Below are 18,959 nucleotides of genomic sequence, written 5' to 3' on the forward strand. Positions count from 1 at the left end.
GTCGCTCCTACTGGGAGTCGACCTTTTGTTTATCTGTAACTGGCTGATCCGTTGTTTGTTTCATCTCACTAACAAGACGCTCCAGGGCTTGATGTCCGCCGCGGTCTCTTTCGTCCATTGGTTTAAATGACTCAATGTCTTCTTTCATTGTTGGGTTGTCAGTGATGACAGTCTCATAATAGTAAGGTACAGCTGCTTCGGTTGTCATTTTCACTTGCTGGGCAGTACGTTCGCTATCCTCGCTGTTAGGAGTATAAGCAACGAGAGCGTATTCGTTGGTTATTAACACTGCTGCTTCTTTTACATCAGCGGTTTGGACAAGAAGACTTCCTAGACCTTCTGCTGTCTTTTGATGATCGATAATATCATAAACGGTTAATTCCTCATCCAACCCTACTTCGTTGCTGTAATTTCTGCTGAAACCGAAGTTATTTACTTTTTCGGGTCTGGGTTTATACTTTTCCTCAGCAGTATATGATACATAATCCATTGGGTGATGAGGCCCGTATTCTGCCCCGAGATTTTCTTTTGTATTATTAGAGATCTGAGCACAACCCTGTAACATAAATAAAACTATACTCAATACAATTAATTTTTTCATTGTTATCCTCTCCCTCAACCAAATAAGCTTCTCGCTGTCTAAGTTAGTATGCCTCAAATGCAAAGAATTGAAGAAGGTAAAACTCGGTAACTCTATGTAATGATGTAAGATACCCATTGTGATACAATAAAATGAGGAAGAAATGAGGTGGAGAAGGAATTGATACAAATTCAGGGACAGTCCTTTGAGTTGTGGGAGAACGTTCGTGACGGGTGGAGCGAGGATGATTTCAAAGACCGTTACAGTGAAATTTTGAATAAGTATGATTTCATTGTGGGAGACTGGTCCCATAATCAGTTGAGGTTACGGGGTTTTTATGAGAACAGCCGTAAAAAAGTCGCCTTTGACTCTAAAATTGATACGTTAGAGGATTATATATATGAGTACTGCAGTTTTGGTTGTTCTTATTTCGTGCTTAAAAAGGTACGTCAAAGCGACGACGCTGAATAAAACTCTCCCTTGCGTCAGCAGTGGGAGAGTTTTTGAAAGTGGATTTTTATTTCTCTGTATACAAGTACTCTTCTTGATCTCCTGGTTCATCGTGAATAGGATGTGATTGAGGGTATTGTCTCGGAATGTTTTGGTGGTGAGCTTTGAATTCATAGTTGAATGCACTATAAGGACGCTGACCTTCCTCCCAAGGTGTTGTTTTTTGAAACGTTGCATCGATAGGTGAACCGTATGGACCTTCGGGAGTTTGTTCAGGAACTAGAAAGTTTTTGCTAGCTTCCACATTAGACACATCTGTATACCTATGGTTATCCGGATGTTCATGCAATTTCCGAGACTTGAAAAAATTTCTTTCCATAAAAATCCCCCCTCAACCTATACAATTCCCTCCCCTTTTAGAAATCATACACTGGCTATTCTGACCATACCGCTTTTTGAGAAAGGAGACGTTACATTGTACTTTGTTGATAGGAAAAAAATAGAAAATGCATTAGTTTACATGGAAGACCTTCATGATGCATATTCCCAGACAACAACACTTGATTCACTACTGAAAAAACTAGCTCTTGAACGCATGGCGCAAGGGTGGATAGAAGCAATTATTGATGTAGGTAACCAAATGATTGATGGATTCATCATGAGAGATCCAGGCAGTTATGAGGATATTATTGACATATTAGATGATGAGAAGGTAATTAAACCGTCGGAAGCAGATTCCTTAAAAAAGGTAATTGGTTTACGTAAAATGCTCGTGCAAGATTTTACCAAAGTGGATCATACTTACATTCAACAAACTTTAAAAGACAACTTACGATCCATTACCGTTTTTCCTGAAAGAGTAAGGAAATACTTGGAGCAAGAGCTTGGTCCTGTATCAGCTTTTCTTCCGGATGAGTAATCGTGTTAAAGGAGTGGAAGATCCGTGAGGAAATATAAGGGATATTTATTAGATTTAGATGGGACCGTTTATAAGGGAGGAAAACCATTTCCAGAAGCGGTCGAATTTGTTCAAACACTGAATAAATTGTCCATACCGTATTTGTTTGTTACAAATAATTCAACAACTTCTCCTGGAAATGTCGCTGCGAGGCTTACTAAGTTGGGGATACCATGTGAAAACTCACAAGTTCTCACCTCTAGTCTAGCCGCAGCTTCGTATATAAAGGAGCGATCAGTGAAACAAAGTGCTTACATAATTGGAGAAGAAGGCTTAAAAGAAATATTGGAAAAACACGATATTAGAGAAGAGGAGGAGGAACCAGGTTTTGTAGTGGTAGGGCTGGATCGGTCTTTGACTTATAAAAAGTTAGAAAAGGCGTGCCTGGCTATAAGAGCAGGTGCTCACTTTTTATCAACGAATCAAGATGCCGTTTTACCAACGGAGCAGGGACTTTCTCCTGGTAATGGAGCTATATCTGCTGCCATCACTACTGCAACTGGAAAGAATCCAGTTTTTATCGGCAAACCGGAAAGCATCATGATTGAGCAGGCACAAAAGAAAATAAATTTAGAGAAAGAAGAAATTGTTCTCATCGGGGATAACTATGACACGGATATATTAGCGGGCATTCGGGCGGGTGTAGACACAATACATGTAAATACTGGGGTAACAACGACAAAAGAAGTGAGTGACAAAGAAATTCAACCAACTTATAAAATTTCTTCTTTATCGGAATGGCTTTTGTAGCATTATCCATGAACTTTGAATGAACTCCTGCCTCTCTTTCATATAATCTTTACAGAACGTAGAGGGCGGGGGATATTTAATGATACAGCGTGACATTTATCAACATTATGGATTATATGCAGAAGAGCTTTTTTATGTTGGTCCATACACTGCTTTTACTGTAAAGGAGAAAGATTATGTTCTTGTCCCTGATAAGGGCCATGGAGCAACTGAGTGGGAGGAAAAACTAACATGGGAACAACAAATGAAACAATCGGGAGAATTAAACAGCGCGGTTTTCGTACCAACGCTATCTAGAGAATACTCTGCTCCAATAGATGGGGAGTGGCAGCTATTGTTTCATATTCCAAAGCTCCATGAAGATTTTCCTTACTTGGATAGCTCAGAGGAAGGCAGGCAGCTTGGTGAATTCCACCATAGATCATTGCAATTGTTTGAATCACAGCCTGTAAACACGTTTGGAGAAAGATGGTGCCAATGGTGGGTGAAACGGATTGAACAGTTGGAAACCTGGTACCAAGAAATACGTAAAAAAAGACGACTCACTGAGATGGACCGTTGGTTTGTCCAAACTCTGCCCTATTATATCGGGCGTACGGAAAATGCGATACAATGGATAAGAAGCAGTATGGTGAATGCGGGACACAGCGAACAAGGAACAATTTGTCATTTTTGCTTTACATCAGCTTCCTGGGTCGTTATCAGAGAACGGACGCCGCCGGTTAAATTGCCATCTGATTGGGTATACGACCACCCTGCTCGTGATATAGCAGAATGGATTCGGTACCAATTGAATGATTTTGAGGCAAGGGATAAACAGAAGAGTATTCTTCAATTTATAAACAGTTATGAGGAACGTTTTTCCCTTACATCTTTCACTCGAAATATGATGTTTGGCCGTTTGTTATTTCCGTACCATTATGTAGAACAAGTAGAACAGATTTATTTACGGGAAGCACCCAAAGAAAATGGAAGGCTGAACGAATGTCTTCAGACAATATGGGATAATGAAGGAGAACAAATGAAGCAAATGAGCTACTTGCTTAAAAATGTAGTCTCTAACAATGAAAGTCATGAACCTGCTTGGATATGGACATGTACAGAGTAAGATTGATTCTTAAAAATAGCTTGTAAAAATGATCAGAAGGTTTTATAATGTCCGTGTCTGAGGGACATTTGTTTTTTGGAGAAAAACAATGCTGTTTTACTAATTGACATGTAAGCATTTTGTATGACATGATATGTATCAAATATACGCACGGATTTAGTGTAAGGGGTGGAGAAATTATGGCTCAGGACGTAGTCGTTGGACTGCTGGGATTAGGTACAGTAGGAAGCGGAGTTATCCAGATTATCAACGATCATCAACGAGAATTGCAACATCAAGTAGGACGGCCTGTGAAGATTGGGAAAGTACTGGTACGTGATAAAACGAAACCTCGTGATATTGCTATCAACGAAGACCAATTAACAGAAGACGCAGCCGAGATTTTGAATGATCCGAATATAGATGTTGTGATTGAAGTAATGGGTGGCGTACAAGAGGCTCGCGAATATATTTTGGAAGCTTTAGGTAATAAAAAACATGTAGTGACTGCTAACAAAGATTTGATGGCTCTCTATGGCTCAGAGTTACTCAAAGTTGCAGCGGACAACAGCTGTGACTTATTTTTTGAAGCAAGTGTTGCTGGAGGAATACCTATTATTCGCGGTTTAACGGAAGGCTTGTCGTCTGATCGGATTACGGAAATGATGGGGATTGTAAATGGAACGACAAACTATATCCTCACAAAAATGGACCAGGAAGGTCGAGACTATGATGAAGTATTGAAAGAAGCACAAGCGTTAGGATTCGCAGAGAGCGACCCCACATCAGATGTTGAAGGGCTGGATGCGGCGCGAAAAATGGCGATTCTAGGCACATTAGGGTTCTCAACAGACATAGCTCTCGAAGATGTCATTGTTAGAGGTATTACAACAGTGACCACGGAGGACATGGAATATTGTCGCCAATTAGGCTATACATTAAAACTTATTGGCCTTGCGAAACGTAAAGAGGGAAGAGTAGAAGTAACTGTTCAGCCTATGTTGCTCCCTGACAGTCATCCGCTTGCAGCTGTGAATGATGAGTACAATGCCGTCTACGTGTACGGTGAAGCGATAGGGGAAACCATGTTTTATGGACCAGGGGCGGGTTCACTGCCAACCGCAACAGCAATTGTTTCAGACTTAGTTGCCGTGATTAAAAACTATGTTCTCGGTGTGAATGGCCACTCGATTCCTACCCCTTTATTTGAGAAACAATTAAAGTCTGATGAAGAAGTGGAAGCTAAATATTTCTTACGGTTGCATGTAAAGGATGAAACGGGAACCTTTAAGGCAGTAACTTCATTGTTTGCCCAGGAAGATGTAAGTTTCGAAAAACTATTACAGTGGCCGTTGGAAACAGAAGAACCGGCAGCAGAAGTTGTGATCGTCACTCATAAGACGAACCGCGCAGTGTATGAACGGATCTATAACGAATTAGAGAACATGGATGTTGTGATAGATGTAAAAAGCAGTTACCGCGTTGAGGGAGGACATCAGTAATGAGCAGCTGGAGAGGTTTACTACACGAATACAAGGAACATTTACCGGTAAATGAGAATACCCCCTTGTTAACATTGAATGAAGGAAATACACCGTTAATTCCTTTAGAGCGTTTGTCTGAAGAATGGGGAGCGGAAATTTACGTAAAAACAGAAGGAGTGAACCCAACAGGTTCATTTAAAGATCGCGGCATGGTTATGGCAGTGGCTAAGGCAAAAGAAGAGGGAAGCAAAGCAATTATATGTGCTTCTACTGGTAACACGTCCGCTGCAGCAGCTGCTTATGGAGCGAGAGCCGGCCTTCGTTGCATTGTCGTTATACCTGAAGGGAAAATTGCACTAGGGAAACTTGCCCAAGCTGTCATGTATGGGGCGGAAGTGTTTGAAATCAAGGGGAACTTTGACAATGCCCTTGATATTGTCCGTTCGGTGAGTGAAAAGGAAAATATTACTCTCGTGAACTCAGTAAACCCATACCGTATTGAAGGTCAAAAAACATCTGCGTTTGAAATTTGTGATGTGTTGGGAGAAGCGCCTGACGTATTATCAATTCCTGTTGGAAATGCAGGGAACATAACAGCTTATTGGAAAGGCTTCAAGGAGTATAATGAGGCTAAAAATACAGGGCTTCCTGAAATGAGAGGGTTTGAGGCAGAAGGTTCTGCTGCTATTGTAAATAACAAAGTTATTGAACAACCGGAAACAGTAGCTACTGCTATTCGCATCGGGAATCCAGCCAGCTGGTCTAAAGCAGTAGAAGCTGCGAATGAGTCAAACGGAAAGATTAGTATGGTAACAGATGAAGAAATATTATCGGCATATCAAACTCTTGCTCAAAAAGAAGGGGTGTTTGCTGAGCCGGCTTCCTGTGCCTCTATTGCAGGCTTGAAAAAACAGTTGGACAATGGCGAAATAAAGAAAGGATCAAAAGTGGTCTGTGTATTGACAGGGAATGGATTAAAAGATCCGAATACCGCTATCGATACAATTACGGTGAAGCCAACTGTTATTCCTAATAATGAGGAGGCATTTTTAGAAAAGCTTAAGGGAGGCGCGTCAGGTGGCAGGTAAGAAGATTGTTATTACTGTACCTGCCAGTTCCGCTAATTTGGGTCCTGGATTTGATTCTATTGGGCTAGCAGTTAATAAGTACTTAACATTAGAAGCAGAACGGGCAGATGAATGGTCTTTTCATTCAAATTCGGCCGAATTAGCGAATATGCCGTCAGGGAAAGATAATTTAGTGTATCAAACAGCTTTACGTGTATCGGAAGATCTAGGGGTGACTCTGCCTCCTTGTAACGTCCGTATGACGAGTGATATCCCTCTTGCAAGAGGGCTGGGAAGCAGTGCAGCTGCTATTGTAGCTGCTATTGAATTAGCAAACTGGCTCACGGGGGCATCACTAACAAAGGAAGAAAAGATGCGTTATGCAAGTAGAGAAGAAGGCCATCCAGATAATGTAGGGCCATGCTTGTATGGAGGATTGATCATCGGGTTACATACGGAAACATCGACAGATATTGTACGTTGTGGCGTTCCGGATGTTGATTTAGTGCTTGCCATACCATCTGCGGAATTGATGACAAAGGAAGCAAGGGGAGTGCTGCCAGATAGATTGGAGTATCAGGAGGCCATCCAAGGCAGCGCAATAGGTAATGTACTAACCGCGGCTCTTTTGAAAGAAGATTGGGACCTTGCGGGACGTATGATGGCGAAGGACTTGTTCCATCAACCTTACCGGGCGAAGCTAGTTCCTGGATTAACAGAGATATTAGAGAATGCTCGCAAATACGGAGCTTATGGTGCGGCATTAAGCGGAGCAGGTCCTACTTTGATGTGTCTTGTTCCCTATGATGAAGGAGAAAAGGTAAGAGAAGCTCTTCAGAGAGATTTTCCTCAGTACTCCATTCAAACCGCCAAACCAGCACCATTTGGATCAGTTGTACGGTTTGTGAATGAAAACCGGAGTACGAGTATGTCTACATGAGAAGAAAGATAAAGGGCTGTACAAGTGGTCATGAAATGGCACTTGTACAGCTTTTTTTCGTTCTTCAAAAGGCTTTTCATTAACAATAGGGTAACGCATAGGACGCAGAGAAAAAACATATTCGCTTTCCGTGTGCATATCCTTCTCGCCTGCCAAATTCCTATAAAAAAAAGCTGTCCTTTAAGGACAGCCATCATATCGAAATCACGAAATGTGTTAAAAAACTTGCTCTATCTCTGTAATGCCAGGTACTTCTTCAACCAACGCACGCTCAATACCGGCTTTTAATGTGATGGTAGAAGATGGACAAGTGCCACACGCTCCCATAAGGCGAACTTTGACAATACCGTCTTCCACGTCAACCAACTCAACGTCACCGCCATCGCGTAGCAAGAATGGACGTAACTTGTCTAACACTTCCTGTACTTGTGCAAAAATATCTTCTGTCGTTTGTGGCATGCTCAGACCTCTCCTTTCATTTCCCTTACTATTGTTTCCATGGAGGGTGATATTTTATAAGGGATTATATGTTATTGTACTATGGATATCATGCAAATGACAACTAATATCAATTGGATGATTACACGCCAGAATGATGTTTGTACATCCAAAGTACTCCGCTCTTAAGTAAGCGGGCAACACGACCAGTTAACGCAGTGTCTCCCATAACTCCAAAACCATGTTTCTTTCCAAGAGAACCAAGAACTCCTTTTAACTTAATAGTAGGGAGTTTGTCAGGAAGCACTTCTCCGTTCCAGCGTTTCTTGAGTACCATGGCAATTTGGTCAGCTTGTCCTTCTGCAAGCTGGGCACTCGGTGCGTGAGGAAGACTCGCGCAATCCCCAACCACGAAAACATTTTCATTATCAGGCAAGTGATGGTGAGGTGTCAATATGACACGCCCTTTTTTATCTTTCTCTGTATCCATTTCTCGAACTACTTTGTTCGGTTGGATACCAGCCGTCCAAATAATAGCGTCCGACTTGATGAATTCCTCGTGATTGTATAGGCCTTCCTCTGTCACTTCCGTGATATTTGAGTTGCTAATCACTTCGACTTCATGTGTTTCAAACCAATTTTGTACATAGTTACTTAACCTCTTTGGGAACATAGGAAGAATTGTCTCTCCACGATCAAATAACTTAATGTGTAAGTCGGACCGACTTTCCCGGAGCTCACTAGCTATTTCCACTCCGCTTAGTCCCGCGCCAATAATGGAAACGATGGAATTGGCAGGAAGGTTATTTAACACTTCATACGTTCTCCGCGTACTTTCCATGGATTGAATACTGTACGTATGTTCCGCTGCACCAGGTACGCCATGGTAATTGTCTTCGCTTCCTAAACCGACCACAAGATAATCATAGGAGAGAGGATCTTCTCCCTTCATCCGGACCACCTGATTCTTCAAGTCAACTTGCTCAATGGTACCGAAATGAAGTTTTAAGCGCTTATGGGTAGGGAAAGGGACTCTCACCTCATGATCGGATTCCGTCCCTGCAGCCAATGCATAGTATTCTGTTTTCATACAATGGTAAGGAAGTTTGTCAACAAGCACTATTTCTACATCTTCCGGAAGATCATTTGGAAGCAGACGCTGTAATAAGCGCAAGCCACCGTATCCTCCCCCTAAAATAACTAGTTTTTTCATGGTTTGACGTCCCCTTTTTGTTAAAATTGCCTTTAAACTTGTGTAGAGAAGCAGCATTAATCGATCCAGGAACAGTTCACGTGTATCATCTGTACTCATTGCCAAACAATAATAGAAGTGACTATTGATCACGTCGGCCCATATTGTAATGTCGGTATCTGATTTTATTTCCCCTTGTTTTTCCCCTTCTTTTAATAATTCTATCCAAATATCAGATAGCATAGAATTTTTTTCGGTCATATGCTGCCAAACTTGCCGCGTTAACGCGGGGTTAAGATGATAATCTCCGAGAAAGAAGCTGAAATAAGCACGCAATTTGGAGAGGAAATTCAGGCGGTACAGCCCATACGCCGCCATGTATTCATCGATTTGATGGAGGCGGTTTTCTGCCAATGTCTCCATAATCGATTCCTTCGTTGGAAAATAATTGAAAAATGTACCTTTGGCAACTTTCGCTTCTTTCGTTATTTCCTGTACAGTTGCTTCTTCAAACCCTTTTTCACGAAACAAAGTAATTGCAGCTGTTAATATTTTTTCCCGGGTCTGCTGCTTTTTTTGTGATCTATTCATTATGTATCCTCCAATAATGGGAAAAACAAAATATATCGATATCAGTAAACAAGAATGAAACATAAAAAATGACCCCGGTCATTTATGATTATAACGACTGTGTGGCGATTTTACAACAATTCATTGAAAAACAAATCACGGTATGGAAAGTCCATGTCGAAAGCATACACATTGACTATTTTCTTGACGAACGATAGGATAAGAAAAGATAATTAAAGAGGTGTTATGGATGCTTCCTATTATAGAATTTTGTATGAGTAATTTGGCAAGCGGCACAGAGGAAGTGAGAGCTGAACTCGAAAAAGATCCAAACTTAGACATTATAGAGTATGGTTGTCTTGGTAATTGCGCTCACTGTGCTATGAATATGTACGCTTTAGTAAATGGAGAAATAGTGGACGGTGAGGATCCGGATGAGTTGCTTGCCAATATTTATAAACATTTAGAGGACAACCCCATGTTCTAGAGAGTATCCTCATGGTGCTCTCTACGGAGTGGGTTGCTTAAAAATTATCCGCTTTGCAGATCGATTGATAGCAAACAAAGAAAGCGTTATACTTACATTAAGGCATGCCAACTATGACGAAGGAGGTCATATAATGATCAATGTTACCGAGGCGGCTGCTAGTCACGTCCAGCAAATGAAAGAAGAAGAAGGTAACCCAAGTCTTATGCTTCGTGTTGGAGTAAAAGGCGGTGGCTGTTCTGGACTCTCTTACAGTTTAGGATTTGATGAAAATGTAAATGAAGATGATCAAATCGAAGAAATGAACGGGCTGAAATTAGTAGTGGATAAGGAAAGCGCTCCTATCTTAGATGGTGTAACCATTGACTATAAACAAAATATGATGGGCGGAGGGTTTACCATTGATAACCCGAATGCCATTGTTTCCTGCGGATGTGGATCATCTTTTAAAACCGCAACTCACGCGGGAACACCGGAAGATTGCTAATATGACACCGAGAGAACTCGCTGAAATACGAAAAAGAGCCACGGGAACATTATCCCCCGTGGCTTTTTTTATTCCGCCTATTCTACCTAATCAAGAACATTAAAACATATGGGAGCTGTGCCCCGGCTGCAGTCTTGCTTTTGGATCTAAATAAGCTTTGGCATTATTTACTGCCGTTGGAGCTTCACCAAAACCAGTGGCAATTAACTTTACTTTGCCATCGTACGTAGTTACATCACCTGCAGCGTAAATGCCTTCAATATTAGTTTCCATTTTAGAATTCACTTTAATCATATTTTTTTCGAACTCTAATCCCCAATTTTTTATAGGGCCAAGAGAGGATACAAACCCGTAATTACATATTAAACTATCCACGCTAATTGATTCCGTCTTATCTCCCTTTACTTCTTCTAAGATTACTTGTTCAATGCGATTACCGTTACCTGCGAGATCTTTAACTTGAAAAGGAGTTAGAATACGTACATTTGACTTTTCTAATTGTTCAACACTATGTTCATGAGCTCTAAACTTATCACGTCGGTGAACAAGTGTAACGTCAGCGATTGGGTCAAGCATATTTGCCCAGTCTACTGCTGAATCCCCGCCACCGAGTATCATTACTTTTTGACCTTTAAACTGCTGTAAGTCATTTACAAAATAGTGAAGATTGCTTTCTTCATATGCTTCACAACCTTCAATTTTAAGTTTGCGAGGTTGAAAGGCACCCACACCGGCAGTAATGATGATTGTTTTAGAATAGTGTGTTTCCTGGTCAGTCTGTAATTCAAAGATATTCTCGTCGGTTTTCGACACATCATTTACCGACTGATTGAGAACGACTTCCGTCTCAAACATGTTCATTTGCTCGATTAAATTATCCACTAACTCTTGGGCACGAATTTTTGGGAAACCTGCTACATCGTATATATACTTCTCTGGATATAAAGCTGATAATTGCCCGCCTAATTGAGGCATACTCTCTATAATTTTTACTTTCGCTTGGCGCATCCCGCTATAGAAAGCTGTAAATAATCCTGCAGGCCCACCCCCGAGGATCGTTATATCATAAATATCTTGTTCTTGGACCAAAGTGTCCACCTCCATCTTAACTTCTTCATACAATCTTATTATAAGCATAGGAGTATTTATTTTAAAAGAAAGAGAAGTGAAGAATAGTATCTATGTTTATACGATTGGAGTAAAAATAGCTTGTCTTCCCCCCTGAAACCTTTGATTTAGTGGGAATTCGATACTAAGAACATTCTCTTCGTTCTTAAATATAATTTTTGTGTCAGCGGCACTGTCTCCCCTTTGAAGTTTGTTATAAGCAAAGGAATAAGATTTTTCAACAAAGGATTACACAGTCTCTAAAAAAGAGGTTGAAAAACATATTGAAAAGAAATAAGATAGTACATGTATGGGTTGTGACGAATTTACGACAAAGAAAATACATATTCGACAATGTGTGTCAGCGTGTATTATTCACTGTGTCCCTGTACGGGTTTGTTTTTTTATGCCCTAACTCGTGAATAAAATCACAAACTTTTTTTATGCCCTTGAAAATATTAAGAAAATGGAAGTGATGATGTTGGCAATGAAACCGAACATTTTAATTTTAGGCGCAGGATACGGTGGAATGGTTACTGCGGCAAAGATTACAAAAGAGCTTGGACCGAATGAAGCAAATATTACGTTGGTTAGCAAGCATGATTACCATTATCAAACTACTTGGCTCCATGAACCAGCAGCGGGCACACTTGATTCCGACCGCACTCGCATGCCAGTCAGTCAACTCATCGGTGGGAAAAAAATAGATTTTGTACTCGGTGAAGTGGAGCAAGTGCACCCGGAGGAAAATAAAGTATCACTATCCAATGGTGAGCAGCTTGATTATGATTACGTAGTAGTTGCTGTAGGGGCGATCCCGGAAACTTTTGGTGTAGAGGGAGTTTTTGAACATTCCTTTAATCAATGGACGGTAAATGGGGCACGTGAATTAAAAGAGCATACAGAATATATGTTTGCAAAATATAACAATGAACCGAAAGATGAATATCTTACGTTTGTAGTAGCTGGAGCAGGTTTCACAGGGATTGAATATCTAGGTGAATTAAGCGTACGAGTACCTGAGCTATGTAAGAAATATGACGTCCCTCTTAATAAAGTGAAAATATATTGTGTTGAGGCTGCGCCGACCGCTCTTCCTGGGTTTGATCCAGAGCTGGTAGAGTATGCAATGAATTTACTGGAAAATCGCGGAGTTGAATTCAAAATTGGAACACCAATTAGTGAAGTCACGGAGAACGGTGTGACACTAAAAGGTGGCGAAGAAATAAACGCAGAGACAGTCATATGGGCAACTGGTGTCCGTGGCAACCCAATTATAGAGAAATCTGGTTTTGAGAACATGAGAGCTAGAGTTAAAGTGGAAAAAGATTTACGTGCGCCTGGATACGAGAACGTCTTTATTATTGGAGACTGCTCACTGATTATTAATGAAGAAACAGAACGTCCTTATCCTCCGACTGCACAAATTGCAATGCAGCAAGGAGAAACAGTCGTTAAAAATATCAAAGCACTTATAAAAGGCGGAGAGCTTCAAGAGTTTAAGCCTGATATTAAGGGTACTGTCGCTTCCTTGGGAGGAAAAGAAGCAATTGGTGTAGTCGGCGATAAAAAACTGTTCGGCACATCAGCTCATTTCATGAAAAAAATGATTGATAACCGGGCATTATGGATTTTAGGTGGAGCTGGTTTAGTTCTTAAGAAAGGGAAAAACCCGTTTTAAACTAGGCTTCAGTCAGAATGATGAATATAATGTCCCGTATCCTGCAGGATGAAAGGTCTTGCAGGATATTATTATTTCACATGTTAGACATATCTTTTTTGTATAATAAGAAATTGATGAATGTTATTGCGTTGCGTACACTTTCTTTTTGATGGAGGTGGTTTTTATGACAGGAATAGGAAGTCTACCGCAGTTAATTATATCCATGCTCCTTTTTCTATTATTATTCTTCGGTATAGGATTTTTACTTAATATGATTCTTCGATCGACTTGGATTATGGCAGTTGTTTATCCAGTCGTTGTCATTTTAATTATAGATAATGTAGGGTTTTTTGATTATATCTTTTCGCCCGTCTCTTCATTTCGTGCATTAGGTGATCATTTTGCTGCTTTACAGCTTGTCGATATTCTTATTTTGTCTTGTGGAATGGCGGGATCAGTGATAGCTGGAATAGTAATTAAAATGCTGCGAGCCCGTGGCTATCAAATGTTTTAACACTGTCGGCATTATCCTTCTTGTTTTCTTAGAATTCAACAGGGAGCCGATAGTGTTTTTTTATGCAAAGAAGAAGAAGGGAAAAGCGAGCGGCAATTTACGAAATTATGTTTTACAAATATTCTTGTACCTCTCACAGAGAATAAAATTTTTCTTTTTGGAAAGGATGTTGTTGTGAGAGGAGTTGTTGGAAAATGACTATAATTTTTAGACGTACAAGTATGATCGTGTTATTTACCATGGCTTTAGTGACAACCTTATCTTATATTACAAATGTGAAAGCTCAGGACCTTCCTGGTTATTTTTATCAGTATTTTCAAACAGAGGAACCAACAATGAAATACCATTCTGAAGTTCCTGAAAAACAAGGAAGTCCAATAGAGAGACGCTCCCCTATCGAAGCGGAGGAAAAACCAGCAATTAAAAAAGAGTCTGAACCATTGTTTGAGGCTGAAGGTCCTACAGAAGTTGTAACCGCTACAGGATATACTGCTGGTTATGAATCGACAGGAAAGACTATGGAGCATCCAGCATATGGAGTTACTTATTCAGGAGTAGAAGTCAGAAGAGACAATGTTTCTACAATCGCTGCGGATCCAAATTTATTCCCCATTGGAACCCTTTTGTACATCCCCGGATATGGGTATGGGGTGGTAGCTGATACAGGTTCTGCAATTAAAGGAAGGAAGATAGATCTTTATTATGACACGGTAGAAGATGTTTATAACGAATGGGGAAAGCGTAAGGTAGAAGTACAAGTAATAAAAAAAGGGGACGGGACGTTAGAAGAGGCAGAAGTGATGGCGCTGAACAAAGAAGGGGCATTGCCAGCAATCACATCAGAATTCAAACCGTAAACTAACGTCTCCCGTGATATTGTAGAAAAGCATCAATCTTCATAAGTGGGTCTAAGAGGGAGAATGATCATATTAAATAAGTGTTGTACATTTGTACATGGAGAACATGTTTTTCTAGTCAGTTAAAAACGATCATTTGACCAATAATAGCTATTAATATTCCAAGAAGTGCTCCAAAAAAAACCTCAATTGGCTGATGGCCTAGCAATTCCTTTAATTCCTCTCTTTTTTCCGTATCTCCTTTATGCTGCCATGATTTAGCTTCTGTAACAAATTTATTAAAATCTACGACGAGTTGATTAATCACGGTAGCGTGATAACCAGCGTGCCTGCGGACCCCTGTAGCATCAAACATGACAATGATTCCAAAAACAGTACAAATAGCAAAAAGCCCTGAATCGAAGCCATGTTCGATACCAATAGCAGTGGACACGGAAGTGACAGCAGCGGAGTGAGAGCTAGGCATACCTCCTGTGCTGGTGACCAACGTAAGGTCCCATTTTTTTGAAGCTATATAAGAGAGAGGGATCTTGATCCCTTGGGCAAAAAGTACTGAAAATAGTGCAATCCAAAGTGGAAAATTGTGAAATACATCCATAAGCTTGTACGACCTCTCCTCTATAAAATGAAACTTCCATTCAAGTATTTTTATCTGTATATTCTGCAGATGAGGCTGTATACCAGGTCTCTCCACCCAATATCGAAAAAGCAATCTGTCACTTTCGGTTGACAATACAGACACTTTTACATGTGCGCGGATTTGAAAAAAGTCTTTTATAAACTAGCACCTGCTGGTATAATGTTACTATCTTAATTTTTCCGATATTTTCGAAAATAAGCGCACACTACACATTAAATTATAACATAAGCTTGTAATTTCTTACTTTTCTTTTCTTAAAATAATATTAAAAACTTACTACTCTTCATCTTAAAATAGAGAATCTATGTTGTAGGGCGGAATGAAAAAGAAGAAGTGAGCTGACCGTAGCTTTTACTGTTATATTAGGTAAAATTCGGTAAAATCGTCTTGTATTCCGGTTGATGAGAGTAAGTCATGTCAGTTACAATAGTTTTCATTCAGAAAATTATAACCAATTAGCGGCAGTGACGTAGATGGGATGTGTGTAATGATGAAAGTGATTAAGTGGCTTGATAATATACTTCGAAGAGTAGAAGAAGTAATTTTAAGTCTGGCGATTCTCGTAATTACCGTGATGGTAGCTGGCAACGCTGTTAGTCGTAACTTCTTTGGGAACAGCTGGGCCTTTGCGGAAGAGATAAGTCAATTAGCTTTATTTATGGCTACTTTCATGGGTATAAGTTACGTTGCAAGAAAAGGTAGACATATTAGTATGTCCGCTTTGTTTGACACCGTCCCTTTTGGGTTTCGGAAAGCACTTGCTCTGTTAATTCCACTTACTACTGGGATTATTTTACTAGGTCTTGCCTATTTCTCTTGGGGTTACGTACAAAGTGTAATTGACTCTGGGAGAGTAACCTCTGCATTGCGGCTGCCTTATTACATAATGATTATATGGGCTCCAATCGGTTTCGTTTTAGGGGCTCTGCAGTTTTTTAGAAACTTCTGGGTGAACGTTAGAAACAAAGATGTTTACTTGGCTGCAGAGAGGAAAGATTATGACGATGATACGGATGTGGAAAACCCACCATCTATTTAAAAAATTAGAATAGCGGGGAATGCCAATGGTTACTACATTATTAGCAATTATGGTTATATTTCTTGTACTTGGTTTTCCAATGATGATCCCATTGATTTTGGCTCCATTAGTTGTAGTATTAATATTTTTCCCAAATGTAGAGCCATTTTTCATGATCCAGCAAATGATGGAAGGGATATCAAACTATGCGTTATTAGCTGTTCCTTTATTCATATTTGCAGCGGACATTATGTCGATGGGGAGGACTTCTAATCGGTTACTTGATTTCATTGGTTCTTTTATCGGTCACTTGCGAGGCGGCTATGCCATCACCACTGCCGCTGCTTGTACGTTATTCGGATCGATCTCCGGTTCAACACAGGCTACTGTAGTTGCGATCGGAAAGCCTATGCGTGAGAGACTCTTAAGAGTAGGGTATAAGGACTCCACAGCGATTGCATTAATCATTAACTCCAGTGACGTGGCGCTTCTTATACCGCCTAGTATTGGAATGATCATTTACGGAATTGCCTCTAATACTTCAATTGGAGATTTGTTTATCGCAGGTATCATTCCAGGAATCATTATTTTTCTTTTCTTTGCTCTTTATTCTTACATACACGCACGGCTTTATAAAATACCGCTTGCGGATAAATTTACATGGGGAGACAGGTTCCGGTATACATGGAGAGCAGTACTGCCTCTTATGTTTCCCGTTATCATTGTAGGTGGGATATATACCGGCTTTTTTACACCTACAGAAGCAGCCGGGATATCTGTATTGTATGCGCTAATATTGGAATTGCTCATTTTTCGATCTTTCGGCTTTAAAGAAGTGCCTAAAATAGCTCTATCAACTGGATTGGTTACGTCCGCGGTGTTTATTCTTGTTGCTGGCGGCCAGGCATTTGCCTGGGCTATTTCATACGCACGAATACCTCAGCTAATGTCTGAAGTGTTTCTCTCGGGAGATCCAGGCCCTATCTACGTGCTAATTATAATATCGATCTTTTTCTTCATAGGATGTATGTTCGTTGATCCAATTGTAGTTATTTTAATCTTAACTCCTATATTTGCTCCTGCTGCCATGGATGCGGGGATTGATCCTGTCCATCTAGGGGTTATTGTTACATTCCAGGCTGCGCTTGGTTCTGCTACGCCGCCGTTTGGGGTGGACATATTTACGGCGAGTGCAGTGTTTAACCGATCCTATCTTGATACGATAAGGGGTACGCCGCCATTTATAGGGATGCTACTATTAGTTTGGGTACTGCTTGTGTTCTTTCCACAGCTATCTCTGTTCCTGTTATAACAGGAGTGAGAATAGATATATTGAACGAAAAGGGGGAAATGTTGCATGAAAAAAAGAAAATTTGGGTTGTTAGGAAGTACTGCTCTTGTGACATCGATGCTTCTCGCCGCTTGCGGTGGCGGAGGTGGTGATAACGGTGGTGAGTCTGCTGATGGAGGAGAAGCAGGCGAGGAAACGTATAACTGGCGTTTTATCACAGAAGAATATGATGGGCAAGTTCAATTTGACTATGCCGAAGAGTTTGCGAGTCGATTAGAAGAAAAATCAGACGGACAAATTAACATCGATGTTTATGAATTTGGAGGACTTGGAAGCGAAATTGACCAAGTAGAACAGTTACAAAGCGGTGCGGTAGAAATGGCTATTGTGTCGCCTGGTTTCACTGGTACGATGGTAGATGAAGCTCAAATTTTTTCATTGCAATACCTATTGCCGAGTGATCAAGAACAAGTTCATGAATTGTTAAATACGAGTGAAGCAATTAACGAAGATTTAGCAGCCTTGTATGAAGAAAACAACATCAAACCATTATCTTTCTTTACAGAAGGCTTTACAAATTGGACAGCAAATAAGGAATTATCAGAGCCGTCTCATTTTGAAGGAGTAAAATTCAGAACGCAAGATTCTCCGCTCAATCAGATGTCTTACGAAACATATGGAGCGGATCCAACGGTTATGAGTGCGGGTGATCTTTACTCTGCACTTCAGCAAGGTACTGTTGATGCACAGGAAAACCCTATATTCTTTATAGCAGATTCTTCTTACCATGAAGTACAAGACTATTTAATGATTTCCAATCATAACAGTTATGTAGCAATGATGACTGTAAATCCTACTTTCTACAATGATCTTCCTGATGACATTAAGGCTATGTTTGACGAAACAGTAGAAGAAATGCGCGATGTTGGATTCCAAATTCAAGATGATCTCAATAGCGAGTATATAGAGGTGATTGAGGAAGACACGGATAATCCGACAGAAGTTGTGGAACTTACAGAAGAGCAGCGCGATGCTTTCCGTGAGCTTCAAGAACCACTGCGTGATTATTACCGCGAAAATGGCGGAGAACAAGCAGGAGAAATTTTAGATAAATTAACTTCTGAAATCGAAGAAATTACAGGAGAGTAAGAAAGATTAGTTAGACTGCGGGTGAGAAAATCACCCGCAGTTTTTTTGAGATCGGAATTTAAAAGTTGTACCAATTTAAGTGTTTCTCTCTGGCTAGGAAGAGACCTCTTAGTAGGGAGCTGATGGGAAAGTAACTGTTGTGGAGCCATTTATTTTCTATTCGTCACCTATTGGTTATCTAGAAGGAAAGGGGTAGAATAAAATAGAAACAGATAATAACTGAATTGTGA

Annotated in this window: 21 protein-coding genes and 1 pseudogene; 15 read left to right on the forward strand and 7 right to left on the reverse strand. The window is 40.4% G+C overall.

The window, feature by feature from the left end; all coding sequences use genetic code 11:
* Positions 1-7: 7 nt before the first annotated feature.
* Complete coding sequence (locus tag BM095_RS13540; RefSeq protein WP_177194827.1) at positions 8-601, reverse strand: YhcN/YlaJ family sporulation lipoprotein; 594 nt, start codon at positions 599-601, stop codon at positions 8-10.
* Positions 602-760: 159 nt separating this feature from the next.
* On the opposite strand from BM095_RS13540, the gene BM095_RS13545 reads away from it, so the two are divergent.
* The gene (locus BM095_RS13545; protein ID WP_091663085.1) at positions 761-1,051 is read left to right on the forward strand and encodes a YutD family protein; all 291 of its coding nucleotides are present in this window, start codon (positions 761-763) and stop codon (positions 1,049-1,051) included.
* 46 nt (positions 1,052-1,097) lie between these two features.
* Here BM095_RS13545 and BM095_RS13550 read toward each other — a convergent pair whose 3' ends face one another.
* Positions 1,098-1,409: a hypothetical protein gene (locus tag BM095_RS13550; protein ID WP_091662909.1), complete on the reverse strand. Its 312-nt coding sequence runs from the start codon at positions 1,407-1,409 to the stop codon at positions 1,098-1,100.
* A gap of 96 nt (positions 1,410-1,505) precedes the next feature.
* Here BM095_RS13550 and hepT point away from each other — a divergent pair, with 96 nt between their 5' ends.
* The 6 genes from hepT to thrB all read left to right on the forward strand — a co-directional run bounded on the left by hepT (position 1,506) and on the right by thrB (position 7,316).
* Positions 1,506-1,949, forward strand: a complete 444-nt coding sequence (gene hepT, locus BM095_RS13555) for a type VII toxin-antitoxin system HepT family RNase toxin (protein ID WP_091662912.1) — start codon at positions 1,506-1,508, stop codon at positions 1,947-1,949.
* A 24-nt stretch (positions 1,950-1,973) separates the two neighbouring features.
* Positions 1,974-2,738: a TIGR01457 family HAD-type hydrolase gene (locus BM095_RS13560; protein WP_091662914.1), complete on the forward strand. Its 765-nt coding sequence runs from the start codon at positions 1,974-1,976 to the stop codon at positions 2,736-2,738.
* 79 nt (positions 2,739-2,817) lie between these two features.
* Positions 2,818-3,846 (forward strand): spore coat putative kinase YutH, encoded by a 1,029-nt coding sequence (gene yutH / locus BM095_RS13565; RefSeq protein ID WP_091662917.1) that lies wholly within the window; start codon positions 2,818-2,820, stop codon positions 3,844-3,846.
* Positions 3,847-4,025: 179 nt separating this feature from the next.
* Positions 4,026-5,327, forward strand: a complete 1,302-nt coding sequence (locus BM095_RS13570) for a homoserine dehydrogenase (protein WP_091662919.1) — start codon at positions 4,026-4,028, stop codon at positions 5,325-5,327.
* Positions 5,327-6,397, forward strand: a complete 1,071-nt coding sequence (gene thrC, locus BM095_RS13575; protein WP_091662922.1) for a threonine synthase — start codon at positions 5,327-5,329, stop codon at positions 6,395-6,397. The genes BM095_RS13570 and thrC overlap by 1 nt, the downstream gene beginning before the upstream one ends.
* The gene (gene thrB / locus BM095_RS13580; RefSeq protein WP_091662924.1) at positions 6,387-7,316 is read left to right on the forward strand and encodes a homoserine kinase; all 930 of its coding nucleotides are present in this window, start codon (positions 6,387-6,389) and stop codon (positions 7,314-7,316) included. The genes thrC and thrB overlap by 11 nt, the downstream gene beginning before the upstream one ends.
* Positions 7,317-7,532: 216 nt before the next feature.
* Here the strand turns inward: thrB and BM095_RS13585 are convergent, their stop codons facing one another.
* The 3 genes and pseudogenes from BM095_RS13585 to BM095_RS16775 form a co-directional block, all read right to left on the reverse strand.
* Positions 7,533-7,775, reverse strand: coding sequence for a NifU family protein (locus BM095_RS13585; RefSeq protein ID WP_091662927.1), 243 nt, complete (start codon positions 7,773-7,775; stop codon positions 7,533-7,535).
* 121 nt (positions 7,776-7,896) lie between these two features.
* Positions 7,897-8,967: an NAD(P)/FAD-dependent oxidoreductase gene (locus tag BM095_RS13590; RefSeq protein ID WP_245757920.1), complete on the reverse strand. Its 1,071-nt coding sequence runs from the start codon at positions 8,965-8,967 to the stop codon at positions 7,897-7,899.
* Between the two features lie 456 nt (positions 8,968-9,423).
* Positions 9,424-9,600, reverse strand: a pseudogene (locus BM095_RS16775) (TetR/AcrR family transcriptional regulator); the annotation flags it as partial.
* A 166-nt stretch (positions 9,601-9,766) separates the two neighbouring features.
* Here BM095_RS16775 and BM095_RS13595 point away from each other — a divergent pair.
* Together BM095_RS13595 and erpA are read left to right on the forward strand one after the other, a co-directional pair.
* Positions 9,767-10,003 (forward strand): YuzB family protein, encoded by a 237-nt coding sequence (locus BM095_RS13595; RefSeq protein ID WP_091662932.1) that lies wholly within the window; start codon positions 9,767-9,769, stop codon positions 10,001-10,003.
* Between the two features lie 133 nt (positions 10,004-10,136).
* Positions 10,137-10,490 carry an iron-sulfur cluster insertion protein ErpA gene (gene erpA / locus BM095_RS13600; RefSeq protein ID WP_091662934.1) on the forward strand — a complete coding sequence of 118 codons (354 nt, stop codon included), beginning with the start codon at positions 10,137-10,139 and terminating at the stop codon, positions 10,488-10,490.
* A gap of 99 nt (positions 10,491-10,589) precedes the next feature.
* On the opposite strand, the gene BM095_RS13605 is transcribed toward erpA, so the two are convergent.
* Positions 10,590-11,579, reverse strand: coding sequence for an NAD(P)/FAD-dependent oxidoreductase (locus tag BM095_RS13605; RefSeq protein ID WP_091662937.1), 990 nt, complete (start codon positions 11,577-11,579; stop codon positions 10,590-10,592).
* A 493-nt stretch (positions 11,580-12,072) separates the two neighbouring features.
* On the opposite strand from BM095_RS13605, the gene BM095_RS13610 reads away from it, so the two are divergent.
* The 3 genes from BM095_RS13610 to BM095_RS13620 all read left to right on the forward strand — a co-directional run bounded on the left by BM095_RS13610 (position 12,073) and on the right by BM095_RS13620 (position 14,631).
* Positions 12,073-13,278 carry an NAD(P)/FAD-dependent oxidoreductase gene (locus BM095_RS13610; RefSeq protein ID WP_091662940.1) on the forward strand — a complete coding sequence of 402 codons (1,206 nt, stop codon included), beginning with the start codon at positions 12,073-12,075 and terminating at the stop codon, positions 13,276-13,278.
* A 166-nt stretch (positions 13,279-13,444) separates the two neighbouring features.
* Positions 13,445-13,774 (forward strand): YuiB family protein, encoded by a 330-nt coding sequence (locus tag BM095_RS13615; protein ID WP_091662943.1) that lies wholly within the window; start codon positions 13,445-13,447, stop codon positions 13,772-13,774.
* Between the two features lie 194 nt (positions 13,775-13,968).
* On the forward strand, positions 13,969-14,631 hold the full coding sequence (locus BM095_RS13620; protein ID WP_091662945.1) for a 3D domain-containing protein: 663 nt from the start codon (positions 13,969-13,971) through the stop codon (positions 14,629-14,631).
* A 118-nt stretch (positions 14,632-14,749) separates the two neighbouring features.
* Here BM095_RS13620 and BM095_RS13625 read toward each other — a convergent pair whose 3' ends face one another.
* Positions 14,750-15,229 carry a divergent PAP2 family protein gene (locus tag BM095_RS13625; RefSeq protein WP_091662948.1) on the reverse strand — a complete coding sequence of 160 codons (480 nt, stop codon included), beginning with the start codon at positions 15,227-15,229 and terminating at the stop codon, positions 14,750-14,752.
* 529 nt (positions 15,230-15,758) lie between these two features.
* Between BM095_RS13625 and BM095_RS13630 the strand changes: the two genes are divergently transcribed.
* The 3 genes from BM095_RS13630 to BM095_RS13640 are packed head-to-tail and all read left to right on the forward strand — an operon-like array spanning position 15,759 to position 18,729.
* Entirely contained in the window at positions 15,759-16,310 is a 552-nt protein-coding gene (locus BM095_RS13630; protein ID WP_322787617.1) for a TRAP transporter small permease, read from the forward strand.
* Between the two features lie 25 nt (positions 16,311-16,335).
* The gene (locus BM095_RS13635; RefSeq protein WP_091662950.1) at positions 16,336-17,601 is read left to right on the forward strand and encodes a TRAP transporter large permease; all 1,266 of its coding nucleotides are present in this window, start codon (positions 16,336-16,338) and stop codon (positions 17,599-17,601) included.
* 45 nt (positions 17,602-17,646) lie between these two features.
* Positions 17,647-18,729, forward strand: a complete 1,083-nt coding sequence (locus BM095_RS13640; RefSeq protein ID WP_091662953.1) for a DctP family TRAP transporter solute-binding subunit — start codon at positions 17,647-17,649, stop codon at positions 18,727-18,729.
* Positions 18,730-18,959 lie beyond the last annotated feature (230 nt).

It is taken from the genome of Alteribacillus iranensis (assembly GCF_900113025.1).
GTDB lineage: Bacteria > Bacillota > Bacilli > Bacillales > Marinococcaceae > Alteribacillus_A > Alteribacillus_A iranensis.